Source organism: Photobacterium sp. GB-56 (genome assembly GCF_003026105.1).
In the GTDB taxonomy this organism is placed as follows: Bacteria; Pseudomonadota; Gammaproteobacteria; order Enterobacterales; family Vibrionaceae; genus Photobacterium.
The window spans coordinates 16,924-30,032 of the sequence record NZ_PYNW01000021.1 but is presented as its reverse complement, the minus strand read 5'-3'; the positions used below and the strand labels follow the sequence as shown (position 1 = coordinate 30,032).

The 13,109-nt window shown below is 40.6% G+C and carries 10 protein-coding genes; 7 read left to right on the top strand and 3 right to left on the bottom strand.

Features of this window, described 5'->3' with window-relative positions; genetic code table 11:
- Window positions 1-200: 200 nt before the first annotated feature.
- Window positions 201-1,523 carry a Na+/H+ antiporter family protein gene (locus C9J42_RS19400; RefSeq protein ID WP_107206139.1) on the top strand — a complete coding sequence of 441 codons (1,323 nt, stop codon included), beginning with the start codon at window positions 201-203 and terminating at the stop codon, window positions 1,521-1,523.
- 109 nt (window positions 1,524-1,632) lie between these two features.
- Here the strand turns inward: C9J42_RS19400 and C9J42_RS19395 are convergent, their stop codons facing one another.
- A complete protein-coding gene (locus tag C9J42_RS19395) occupies window positions 1,633-1,971 on the bottom strand; it encodes a Grx4 family monothiol glutaredoxin (protein ID WP_107206138.1) in 339 nt (112 codons plus the stop codon).
- Between the two features lie 329 nt (window positions 1,972-2,300).
- Here C9J42_RS19395 and sodB point away from each other — a divergent pair, with 329 nt between their 5' ends.
- The 3 genes from sodB to C9J42_RS19375 all read left to right on the top strand — a co-directional run bounded on the left by sodB (window position 2,301) and on the right by C9J42_RS19375 (window position 7,354).
- Window positions 2,301-2,885: a superoxide dismutase [Fe] gene (gene sodB, locus C9J42_RS19385; protein WP_107206136.1), complete on the top strand. Its 585-nt coding sequence runs from the start codon at window positions 2,301-2,303 to the stop codon at window positions 2,883-2,885.
- Between the two features lie 232 nt (window positions 2,886-3,117).
- Window positions 3,118-4,275, top strand: coding sequence for an efflux RND transporter periplasmic adaptor subunit (locus C9J42_RS19380; RefSeq protein WP_107206135.1), 1,158 nt, complete (start codon window positions 3,118-3,120; stop codon window positions 4,273-4,275).
- A complete protein-coding gene (locus C9J42_RS19375; protein WP_107302245.1) occupies window positions 4,262-7,354 on the top strand; it encodes an efflux RND transporter permease subunit in 3,093 nt (1,030 codons plus the stop codon). Before C9J42_RS19380 ends, C9J42_RS19375 begins: the two co-directional genes overlap by 14 nt.
- A gap of 73 nt (window positions 7,355-7,427) precedes the next feature.
- Here C9J42_RS19375 and asd read toward each other — a convergent pair whose 3' ends face one another.
- On the bottom strand, window positions 7,428-8,546 hold the full coding sequence (gene asd, locus C9J42_RS19370) for an aspartate-semialdehyde dehydrogenase (RefSeq protein ID WP_158259666.1): 1,119 nt from the start codon (window positions 8,544-8,546) through the stop codon (window positions 7,428-7,430).
- A 710-nt stretch (window positions 8,547-9,256) separates the two neighbouring features.
- Here asd and nhaC point away from each other — a divergent pair.
- The 3 genes from nhaC (at window position 9,257) to C9J42_RS19360 (ending at window position 12,365) form a co-directional block, all read left to right on the top strand.
- Entirely contained in the window at window positions 9,257-10,708 is a 1,452-nt protein-coding gene (gene nhaC / locus C9J42_RS19365; protein ID WP_107206133.1) for a Na+/H+ antiporter NhaC, read from the top strand.
- Between the two features lie 251 nt (window positions 10,709-10,959).
- A complete protein-coding gene (locus tag C9J42_RS21545) occupies window positions 10,960-11,115 on the top strand; it encodes a hypothetical protein (RefSeq protein ID WP_158259266.1) in 156 nt (51 codons plus the stop codon).
- Between the two features lie 128 nt (window positions 11,116-11,243).
- Complete coding sequence (locus tag C9J42_RS19360) at window positions 11,244-12,365, top strand: M20 family metallopeptidase (RefSeq protein WP_107206132.1); 1,122 nt, start codon at window positions 11,244-11,246, stop codon at window positions 12,363-12,365.
- Between the two features lie 113 nt (window positions 12,366-12,478).
- On the opposite strand, the gene C9J42_RS19355 is transcribed toward C9J42_RS19360, so the two are convergent.
- Window positions 12,479-12,874: a nitrous oxide-stimulated promoter family protein gene (locus C9J42_RS19355; protein ID WP_233217614.1), complete on the bottom strand. Its 396-nt coding sequence runs from the start codon at window positions 12,872-12,874 to the stop codon at window positions 12,479-12,481.
- Between the last annotated feature and the right edge of the window lie 235 nt (window positions 12,875-13,109).

Genomic DNA, 13,109 nt, shown 5'->3' with positions numbered 1-13,109 from the left:
TTTTAAGTGATTTAAAATCATACAACCTCAATAAAATGTGCGGCAAAACACATTTTGTCCTCGACATGTGCAAAAAATTAAGCAAACTGATAAAAACGGTGTTATTTCACCCCTCTATTTCTGTGATTATGTACTCACTTTGAAACAGTCAAACTCGTGTAGTTCACAATTACCCAATAAAACGGATGGATCAAAGCTTTATGAACCCTGTAGTTATAGCGGTATGTATCATGCTGATACTCGCATTAATGCGAGTGAATGTGGTCGTCGCGCTAACCTTTAGTGCCATTGTTGGCGGCCTTATTGGTGGAATGTCTCTCACTGATGCGGTATCAGCCTTTGAAGGTGGTCTTGGTGGCGGTGCAACCACAGCGCTAAGTTATGCCATGCTCGGTACGTTTGCCGTTGCAATCTCACGCTCTGGTATTACTGATATCTTAGCACAAAAAGTGATCAAGAAAATCAGTGGGCATGATAACGCCGCGGCTGCAACGGGCGTCAAATACAGCGTTCTTATCATTCTAGTCTTACTTGCCATTTCTTCTCAGAACGTTATTCCGGTTCATATTGCTTTCATCCCAATTGTTATTCCGCCACTACTGCATGTCTTTGCTAAACTGAAGTTAGATCGTCGTCTAATTGCTTGTGTACTGACATTTGGTCTAGTTACGCCATACATGGTGCTACCTATTGGCTTCGGTGGTATTTTCTTAAATAACATCTTATTAAAAAACCTACACGATAACGGTTTAGATGTCGTAGCAAGTCAAGTACCTGTCGCAATGATCCTACCTGCATGTGGCATGCTATTTGGTTTACTTCTTGCAACCTTTGTCAGCTACCGTAAACCTCGCGAATATTCTGTTGAGAAAATTCTTGCCAGTGAGCCCGAGAAAAAAGAAATCGACATGCGTCATGTCTATGTCGCAGTTGCTGCTATTTTTGCCGCACTAGGCGCACAATTATACAGTGGCTCGATGATCATCGGTGGCCTTGTTGGCTTTATGGTGTTTACTTTCACGGGCGTCATTAAGTGGAAAGAAACCCATGATGTGTTTACCAAAGGTGTTCATATGATGGCGATGATCGGCTTTATTATGATTGCAGCAGCAGGGTTTGCAGCCGTCATGAAAGCAACTGGCGGGGTTGAAACCTTAGTGAATTCTCTTGAAGCTGTGATTGGTAATAACAAACCTCTTGCTTCACTGCTAATGCTGGTTGTGGGCTTATTAGTCACCATGGGGATCGGTTCTTCGTTCTCCACCATTCCAATTCTAGCCACAATTTACGTACCGCTTTGTCTATCTTTTGGTTTCTCACCAATGGCAACCATTGCGATAGTAGGTACTGCAGCGGCATTAGGTGATGCGGGCTCTCCAGCATCAGATTCAACCTTAGGTCCAACATCAGGTTTGAATGCGGATGGTCAGCACGATCATATTTGGGATTCGGTTGTACCAACATTCATCCACTATAACTTGCCATTAATTGGATTTGGTTGGTTAGCATCTATGGTGCTATAAGCCTTTCCTTAGCGACAAAAAAACCGCCGAATTTGGCGGTTTTTTTATTGCCTAAAAGTGATAGACTTCAAAATCATATCACCTTAAAACAATTGGCGTTACAGAAGAATTACTCTGCTGAAGCTGCGTCGCGACGTGCTGCTGCTTCTTTAATTAGTGGCTGAAGCTCACCTTTTTGGAACATCTCAAGAATGATGTCACAACCACCGATCAACTCACCTTCAATCCATAATTGTGGGAATGTTGGCCACTGTGCGTAAATTGGAAGTTCAGCACGGATATCTGGATTTTGCAGAATATCAACGTATGCAAACTTTTCGCCACAGCCCATTAGCGCTTGAGACGCTTGAGATGAGAAACCACAGCTTGGTAGCTTAGGTGAACCTTTCATGTAAAGTAGAATTGGGTTTTCAGCGATCTGCTGCTTGATCTTGTCGATAGTTTCCATAGCTTCCTCGTACAACTTTAATAGTAATTACTTAAACCCTACCATTCTACTTGGTTATCGTCACCAATAAAAATACTTTCCCGCACCTAACCGACTGCTTTTAATTCAATCTTTAATCAGAGCATCATTTAACCTTTATAATTAAAAGGTTATTGACGATTCCTCTAACGAGGTATAGGGTATTTTTTTATAGCCAAGTCTTTTAATAAAGAAAAAACTTGCTAAAATAAAACGGTCAGATTCAAAAAATAAATTAAGTAAGCCTCGATGCTTACTGGAAGCAATAATGTCGTGGCAAACGCCACCAAACCAATATGGAGAATTGAGCAATGGCATTTGAATTACCAGCTCTACCTTTCGCAATGAACGCTCTTGAGCCACACATTTCTCAAGAAACTCTAGAGTACCACTACGGTAAGCACCACAACACTTACGTTGTTAAGCTTAACGGCCTTGTTGAAGGTACAGAGCTTGCTGAAAAGTCACTTGAAGACATCATTAAAACTTCAACTGGCGGTGTATTTAACAATGCGGCTCAAGTTTGGAACCACACGTTCTACTGGAACTGTTTAGCGCCTAACGCTGGCGGCGAACCGACAGGTGAAGTAGCAGCAGCAATCGAAAAAGCATTCGGTTCTTTCGCTGAGTTCAAAGCTAAATTCACAGATTCAGCAATCAACAACTTCGGTTCTTCTTGGACTTGGTTAGTGAAGAACGCTGACGGCTCTCTAGCTATCGTTAACACTTCTAACGCTGGTTGCCCAATCACAGAAGAAGGCGTAACACCGCTACTAACTGTTGATCTATGGGAACACGCTTACTACATCGACTACCGCAACCTACGTCCAAGCTACATGGATGGTTTCTGGTCACTAGTAAACTGGGATTTCGTTGCTAAAAACCTAGCAGCATAATTGCTCATAAAATAAGCGCAAACCCAAAATTAAAGCCGTAAATAGAAGCATCTATTTACGGTTTTTTTGTATCTGAATTCCTATCAGCTAAATTAGAAATATAACCGACATCCAAATAGATATGCGCCAAGATGCAATGATAAGCTAACCATTCACTGACAATTCATATGGCTATTTAATATAAATTAACTAAGATTGACACCCTTATCCTGAAATAAGAGAGTTATACGACGTGCACTACAAAAAGTTATCCCCACTCCTATTTACCCTTATGGCTTTAACAATATCGAACTTTGCTCACGCAAAAGATGACGAGAAACAACAAGCAGTTCCTGTTACTGTCGAGCCTATCTCTACCAAAGAGTTTGTCGCTACATTAAATGAAGTAGGTAAAATCAATGCGATTGATTTTGCTGAACTCACATTCAGTACTCCCGGTAAACTTGTTGCCATAAACTTTAAAGATGGTGATGTGGTTAAAAAAGGTCAACTAATCGCAAAACTAGATAGTAGTAAAGCAAAAGCTGATTTAGATAAAGCGGCAAGTTCTTTAACTACAGCAAGAAACAAAGTAAAACGTGTTGCTGAGTTAAATAGAAAACAACCTGGCGCATTATCTAAGCAAGATTTTGAAGAGCTTCAAGATGCCGCGAACCTTGCAGCGGCCGATTACCGCCAGCAACAAGCCATTTTGAAAGATTATGCCATTACCGCTCCTTTTGATGGTGAACTGACCAACTTCACTAAATCAGCAGGAAGTATGATTGATGCAACAACACCTCTGGTAAGTATTTATAACCTCAACCCTGTTGAAGTCTCCTACACCATTAGCCAAAACGATCTTGGTAAAGCAGTAAAAGGCCAGCCCATCACTGTGACTGTTGAAGCATACAAGGATATGATATTTAACGGTATTGTTGATTACGTCGCACCAGCCGTTAATAAAAACACGGGGCGTGTGGCTATTCATGCTCGTATCGAAAACCCAGATCATATTCTAGCACCCGGTATGTTTGCTCAAGTGAGCCAAATGGTGAATGGTCGAACTAATCGAATTGTCGCGCCACAAAACGCGATTCTTGCTCATAATGAAGATCGTTACGTATGGGTCGTTGATAAAAATAATGTTGCTACTAAGCGTTACCTAACTTTAGGTAACAACCTTAATAATGGCTATGTAATTGTTGAAAAAGGCTTAAAGGTAGATGACATTGTTGTTGTCACTGGTCATCAAAAAATCGATGATGAAACTTTAGTAAATATCATCAAGACTCAAGCATCAACAGCTGATGCACCAGCACAAGAGCAAAAAAAGAAAACAACCGATCCAGCAAAAGCAGGACAGGAAAAAACTAAATCAGTGAAGGAGCAGAGCAATGAGACTACCTGAAGTCTGTATTAAACATCCTGTTTTTGCTTCAGTGTTAAGTATTGCAATTATTCTTATTGGTTTGTTTTCTTTCCAAAAACTTGCAATTCAATATTTCCCTGATCACAACACGCCTAAAGCAACGGTTACCGCCAGTATTGATGGCGCTAGCGCAGACTTCATGTCACGAAATGTCGCAACACATTTAATTAATGCCGCAACAGGGTTAGAAAGCGTCGATATTATGACGACTGACTGTACCCAAGGTAAATGTACATTAAATGTAAAATTTAGCGATGGTATTACTGATGTTGAATATGCGAACTTAATGAATAAGTTACGTAGTAGCATTGAAGCTATCGTTGATTTTCCACCAAGTATGGTTGATAAACCGACGGTTACCGATGATTCCGGTGATAAGGGCTCAGCTAGTAACATTATTACCTTTATCAATAAAGGGAAGATGAGTTCGCAAGAGATGTACGACTTCATTGGCCAGCAAATCAAACCACAGTTTAGACATATTCAAGGTGTTGGTGGGGTATATGGACCGTATGGTGGTGCAGCAAAAGCTGTCCGTGTTTGGCTGAACCCAAACCGTATGATGGCACTCAATGTTAAGCCCGCTGATATTGTAACAACACTCAGTGCATACAGTTCATCATTCACAGTTGGTCAGATCGTTGGTGAAGCGCGTAATTTCCAAATTAACCCAGTGACTCAAGTAACCAGTGTTAAAGATGTACAAGATCTCGTTATCCGCGTCGATGATGGCAACATCATTCGCATCAAAGATGTGGCTGATGTCAAAATGGGTGAAAATAGCCTGACACCAAGCAAACTTAAAGTGAATGGTGAAACTGCAATGTCACTGCAGGTGCTACCACTGAAAAGTGAGAACCCGGTTGATGTAGCTGCTCGTGTAAAAGCTGAAATCACCAAGATGCAGCAACACTTGCCAGATGGCTTAGAAATGAAGATGGTCTATAACCAAGCCGATTTCATTCAAGAATCTATCGACCAAGGCTTCCATACCCTCTTTGAAGCTATCGTTTTAGTATCCGTAATTGTGGTACTTTTCCTTGGTTCACTGCGTATTGCATCAATCCCAATTATCACTATCCCTGTATGTATTATTGGTGTTTTTGCAGTAATGTCATTTCTTGGTTTCAGCATTAACGTGCTGACTATTTTAGCCATTATTCTTGCGATCGGCCTTGTGGTTGATGATGCTATCGTGGTGGTTGAAAATTGTTATCGCTATATAGAAGAAGGTGAAACACCGCTTAATGCCGCCATTAAGGGCAGTAATGAAATTATCTTCCCAGTAATAGCAATGACAATGACCCTTGCAGCGGTTTACCTGCCTATTGGTTTAATGTCAGGTATGACAGCTGATCTGTTCCGCCAATTTGCTTTTACTCTTGCAGCATCAGTGATCATCTCAGGTATGGTTGCATTAACACTGTCACCGATGATGTGTGCGTATTTAATTAAACCGGTAGCACAACAACCTAAATGGTTTGCTGCAATTGATAAGCAGATTCACAAACTATCACTAGGTTACACGAAACAATTATCTAAATGGTTTGATCGTAAAGCATTGATGGGGGGTATTGCACTGGCACTTATCGCACTTTCGGGTGTTGCGGTATGGTCGATGCCACAAGTATTGTTGCCAATAGAAGATACTGGCTTTATTGATGGTAGTTCAGAAGCACCGACCGGTGTCGGTCGTCGTTATCATATTAAGCATAACTCTGAGCTAAATACGGTTATGGAAGATAACAAAGATATTGCTGCAAATTTATCTTATATCGAAGCAACACCATCCAATCATATTTTACTCGAACCTTGGGGCAAACGTACTAAACCGGCAGATGAGATTGTAGCTGAGTTAACTGAAAAAGCAGCAAGTACTCTGTCTGCATACAGTATGTCATTTAGTGTGCGCTCTGCTGATGGTCTAAATGCAGCAACCAATTTGAAACTGCAGCTTAAAACCGTTAATCGAGATAATACAAAGCTTAATGACACCGCTAACCGTATCGTTAAAAAGTTAAGTGAGTATAAAGGCTTAACGCGTGTTAAAAGCTCATTACTTCGAGATCAACTGCGATATGACTTACGCATTGACCGTAACGCAATCATCTTGTCAGGCGTGGCTTATACTGACGTAACCAATGCACTATCGACCTTCCTTGGCTCATTGAAAGCGGCAAACTTACAGGCTGATGACGGCTATACCTACCCTATTCGCGTTCAAGTAAACCGTAAAGATCTGGGTAACTTTGATATTATCGATAAGCTTTATGTAGCGTCAGAATCGGGACAAAATATCCCTTTGTCTGAATTCGTTTCAATTAAAGCAGTAACATCTGAGTCCAGTTTTAAAACTTATATGGGACAAAATAGTGCTGAGATCACAGCGACATTAATGCCAGGTTATACTGCGAGTGATGTCCGTAATTACATTGATGAAAATGTACCTGAGCTACTTGATGACTCACAGAGCTATGCCTACGACGGTGTGGTTAAAGAATTAATGGACTCACAAGATGGTACACAAACGTTATTCTTAATGGCGCTCATTTTCATCTATCTGATCTTAGCTGCGCAATTTGAAAGTTTCGTTGATCCACTGATCATCCTTCTTACCGTTCCTTTGTGTATTGTAGGCGCTGTTTTGACCCTTTGGGTCTTTGGTCAAAGCCTCAATATTTACTCACAAATAGGCTTATTAACCTTAGTCGGATTGGTCACTAAACATGGGATCTTGCTGGTTGAATTTGCCAATGAGCAACGTAAGCATGGTAAAACTGCCATTGAGGCGGCAATCCATAGTGCTCGCTCACGTTTACGTCCAATTTTAATGACATCATTAACCATGATTTTAGGTGCTCTACCCCTGGCATTTGCATCAGGTCCTGGCTCATTAGGTCGCGTAAATATTGGTTTGGTCTTAGTGGGAGGATTAACCGCCGGCACATTTTTCTCACTATTTCTTGTTCCAGTTGCTTATGTCGGGATGAGTAGATTAAGAGAAAAAGACGTACTAAAAACCATCTTAGGTGGCCGTGGTTTCCGTCAACGAAAATAACACTAAATCAACGTTGCTATAAGTAAAAACGCCTGCATCACTGCAGGCGTTTTTTATTTTCAACTAACGAATATTATGCTTTTTCAGAAAGGATAATACGCAGTGTACGACGAAGTGGCTCAGCAGCACCCCATAGTAGCTGATCACCAACAGTAAAGGCGTTCAGGTAATCATCACCCATCGCAAGTTTACGAAGACGACCAACCGGTACCGATAGTGTACCCGTTACTTTAGCAGGGCTTAACTCTTGCACTGTTACATCACGATCATTCGGGATAACTTTTACCCAATCATTATGTGATGCAATCATTTCTTCGATTTCATCTAGCGGTACATTTTTCTTCAGCTTTAATGTTAGTGCTTGGCTGTGACAGCGCATCGCACCAATACGTACACAAGTACCATCAATTGGGATTGGAGAATCCTCTAAACCAAGAATTTTGTTCGTTTCAACAGACGCTTTCCATTCTTCTTTGCTTTGACCATTTTCACGCTTCACATCGATCCAAGGGATCAAAGAACCGGCTAATGGCGCACCAAACTCTTGTGATGGGAAATCGCTTGAACGTAAGGTATCTGCCACTTTACGGTCAATATCAAGAATCGATGTTGATGGATTCGCGAGCTCGCTTGTCACTGAATCGTTAATCACACCCATTTGGCTGATCAACTCACGCATGTTCTTAGCACCCGCACCAGAAGCTGCTTGATATGTTTGTGACGTCATCCACTCAACAAGTCCTGCCTTATATAGGCCACCGACAGCCATCAGCATTAAGCTAACTGTACAGTTACCACCAACATACGTATTGGTACCATTGTGAATACCTTGCTGAATTTGATCAAAGTTAACAGGATCAAGTGTAATAATTGATTCTGGCTTCATACGTAATGTTGATGCCGCATCAATCCAGTAACCTTTCCAGCCTGCTTGACGTAACGCTGGGTACACTTTTTCAGTGTAGCCACCACCTTGACAGGTAATAATGGCATCAAGTTTTTTTAAGCTTTCTAAATCAAAGGCATCTTGCAGCATGCCTGCATCTTTACCTAAATTAGGCGCTGGAATACCAATCTGAGAGGTTGAATAGAATACAGGGTCAATTAGTTTAAAATCACCCTCTTCGACCATACGTTGCATCAGTACAGAACCGACCATACCACGCCAACCAACTAAACCTACTTTCATCATTTGCTACTACACTCCCTGTCGTAATTTAACGGCTGCTGTTTCCATCTATAGAGATTTAAAGGCTTAAAAACAAGCATAATTTTAATATCCACTTCAAAATACTATCGCAAAAAAGAGTAACAATCTTTGTTAATTTATCGATATTTGAATTTCTTATTACTGGTATTAGTTATTTTTATAAGTTCAAAAATGCAACAGCAAAGAAGAATAAAACAGCAAAAAGGCTTAAAAACTAGTACTTAATGTATGTTTTTAACTCTAAATATGAAATTAAACATTCAAGACCATATAATTCAATTAAATACATATCTTTGAAAACCCCCGGCTATCCTGATAATCTCTCTAACCTAACTTTATTGGATATATTATTTATAAAATGAATGTATTTTGGTTTTTTAAACTAATTTAAACATTATCTTTATGTTTTGAAATAAATAACCAGAATAATAAAACCAATATAAAAACACAAAATAAAAACCATTATTTAACAAAATAAACACAAAAAAGCAGCACTTTTGCTCATCTTTTAAAGCAAAAGACTCAGGTCACATATAGAAACATTATTTATCGCGGTTTTAAGGCTAGCTGCTACAGTAGCCGAAGTTTGTTACAAGCTGTGATGCATGTGATTTATTAACCAGTATAGAAATATTCATTACTGACTTTGGGCTAGCAGCTCATTTACAGGTACGATAAACAAGGTTAGAAGTATGGAAAAACAGACTGTCGTGAAACTACCCTCGTTGATGCAAGTTCTTGTTGCTCTCGGTATTTTCCTTGCACTAGCATTCTCATTTACCGCTAAGTTAAATTTACCTATTCAACTAGCACTCTACATCGGCTGGTTCATTATCATTGGGTTAGGTATAAAACTAGGCCATGATTACAAATCATTAGAAAAAGCCGCCACAAAAGGTATTGCTAATGGTCTCGGTGCCGTATTAATTCTGCTTGCGGTTGGTGCGCTTGTGGGTACTTGGATTGCAGGTGGTATTGTTCCAACCATTATTTACTACGGTCTAAAAGCCATCCACCCATCCATTTTCTTGTTAGCAACAATGATCATTTGTTCATTAACAGCGTTAGCAACCGGTACTTCTTGGGGTGCAGCAGGTACGGCAGGTATCGCTATGATGGGGATTGGCCAAGGTTTAGGTATTCCCGCTCCGATGACTGCTGGTGCTGTTCTTTCTGGCTGTTACTTCGGCGATAAAATGTCACCACTATCAGATTCTGTGATCTTGGCATCTTCTATGTCTAACGTTGAAATCATGGAACATATCAAAGGTATGCTGCCTATCTCACTGATCAGTTACGTGATCACGGCCATTCTATTTACTGTTGTGGGTTACCACTACTCAGGCAATGTAGATATGACGCAAGTTGATTCAGTGATTCAAGCAATGGATAAGCAATTTGTTATCTCACCATTGTCTTTTATTCCTGTGGCTATTGTCTTGGTGTTACTGGCTTTACGCTTACCATCATTCCCTGTTATTACACTAGGTTCTCTATTGGGTATTATTTGGGCAGTGATGATCCAAGGTATGGATCCTTTAGTTGCCTTTAATACTGCATGGGCACCATTTTCTATTAGCTCTGGTGTTGAGTTTATTGATGCGATCCTAAACCGTGGTGGTATGTCGTCAATGCTTGGCTCAGTCGCCGTGATCATCTTCGGTCTTGGTTTTGGTGGTCTATTAGATAAGGTCGGTGTACTGCAAACTATTGCCCGTCTTTTTGAAAAACGCGTAAATTCCGCAGGTAGCCTATCCGTTTCCACTATTGCTACTGCTTTTCTAGGTAACGTATTTGGTTCTGCGATGTATGTTTCGCTGATCCTTACACCTAAAATTTGTGCAAAAAATTACGACCGTCTAGGCTACCAACGTAAGAACCTTTCTCGTAACGCTGAGTTTGGTGGTACGTTGACCTCAGGTATGGTGCCGTGGAGTGATAACGGTATTTATATGGCAAGCATTTTAGGTGTTGCTACGTTCTCATACGCACCATTTATGTGGTTAAGCTTCGTTTGTATTATCGTAACCATTGTCTGTTCATTCATGGGGTGGTTTGTGGATCGCTGTCCACCAGCATCAGAAGCCCAATTAGCACAAGATGATGAAGAAGAAGCACTTGCTGTTAAACAGTTAACTTCATAATATTTATTAAGCATAAAGAATAAGCCCCATTATATTAGCCAATATAATGGGGCTTATTTGTTTCTATACCTATTACTCATTTCGTCGTTCAACCCTTCCTTCCGTTACAAAAAAATCAATAATAACCTCGAGTTCCCACCGCTGCGTGTAGTCATTGTCTTTATTCACTAAAACCGTGCATAAACAGGTACATACTCATACCTTTTTCCTTAATAGCGCATCGTGACGTAACGGATTTAGATCTTGTCATTATGGCGCCTGCTATCTACCTCATGGGGTCACAAGTTCAATACATGGGACGTATCATGGGGCCTATTGGTACTGAAGGTCGTTATATCCCAGTTATGATTGCAATTTCAGTGCTAAATGCCTTCGCTGCTATGTTTGTGATGAATATCTTAGTGTGAATATTTAACTTGCCGTGGGCCCTTTCACGGCAAGCCTTTTCATTGCATGAACTTTTCATAATAGCGCTGCATATTTGCTTTTATTCTTCACCTATTGATCATTACACAGCCCTTATTTGGAGCTTTATATGTCTTTTTCTCTTGATGCTTACTTAGAAGAACTTCGTCCTTTAATCAATATTGACTGCGGTACGCTAACCGTTGACGGTATTAATGCTATTGCTGAGACCATGGCAACAAAATACCAAGATCTGGGATGGCACATTAAACGTGTCGATTGTGGTATTGCAGGAACTGGCCTAGAAATTCGTAACAAACCTGAAGCCGACCATATTGATGCCATGCTGATCGGCCACATGGATACCGTATTTCCTGTTGGTACAGCAGCTGCTCGCCCAATGACAACCGATGAAACAAAAGCTTATGGCCCCGGGGTTTCTGATATGAAATCAGGGTTATTAAATATTGTTTACGCACTACGTGGTTTAGATCAGCAGATCTTAGATAAACTTTCTATCTGTGTATGCATGAACCCAGATGAAGAAATTGGCTCATTACATTCTGAAGCATGGCTTAAAAGTGTCGCCGTTAATGCAAAGCATGTTTTCGTCGCTGAAGCGGCTCGCGCTGACGGCTCTTTAGTTAAAGCCCGTAAAGGTATGGCACGCTATCGCTTAAGCTTCCATGGTAAAGCAGCACATGCAGGAAATGAACCTGAAAATGGCCGTAGTGCAATCAGTGAGATGGCACACTGGATCATTGCGATCAATGAGCTAACCAATTTCGTTTCTGGTACTACTTTTAATGTGAGTGTAGTTAAAGGGGGAGCTGGTGCCAATATTGTGGCTGATTTTGCTGAAGCGATTGTTGATGTACGTTTCTGGGACAACGATGAGTATGCAGCCGCAGATCAGAAAATTCGTGCACTGTGTGATACTCCTTTTACTCCGAACATCACAGTTATTGCTGAGCGTGAAGCGCATAAACCATCGATGGTGCCAAGCCCACAAACAGAGCGATTAATGGCACAAGTTGAAGCGATCGGTAAAGACTTGGGTATTGATATTACATGGCAAGCCGTCGGTGGTGGATCTGATGCAAACCTAACTGCAGTGTTAGGTGTTCCAACATTAGATGGTCTAGGTCCTATTGGTGCAGGTTTCCACAGTGCTGATGAATGGCTAGATCTCACTTCGATTGAGCCGCGTATCCGTTTATTACAACGTATTTTAGAAAAGTTAGCAGCGTAAAAACAACAAAAGGCTGCATCAATGCAGCCTTTTGTTCTCTTTGGATGTAGCTAACTCCACCCGTAGAGAACAACACAACCCGTTCAAGTTTTCTTTGCTAAACCACTCCTGATTTAGCCCGTTTTTGTGAATATCTCGGCCTTTCCTGCTGATATCTGGGCACTATGTAAATTGTCTAATTTAAATTGTATAGCCCTAATTGGATGACGCCATAAGTAACGTGGAAATGTCCAACGTAACACATGGATCATTTGTAATCGTTTGGCAGATTGGTAGCAATGCCCAATACAATGCGAACAACTTGGCTTATCATCACCTAGTCGACAACCTGTTACGCGCTCCTCAACATACTCGATAAGACTTTCACATTCAGGACAAATAATTGCCCCACGGTGCAACGTTTTACAATATAGGCGAATCATCGCTTTCACTGCGTTCAGTTCACGTTGCGATCGAACTGAATGATTGTTTTGAACTATCATAGTGGCGTTATTATCCACTGGGGCCATAAAGATCCAATGATAAAGATCAATTTTTTCAAGAAATCGTAAATTTATAAGCAAATATCGAAATACGAGCCAAAAAATTGATTAAAAGACATACTTTAATACATTGTTCAAAAAAAGAACTGAATGTGAAAATGACCTTCTACGCATTTTCATAAATACTTAAACTGGAGTTATACTCCAATTTTTATGTCTGTTGACGGAAAAGTACATCGCTTAAAGTAATACCTCTTAATCA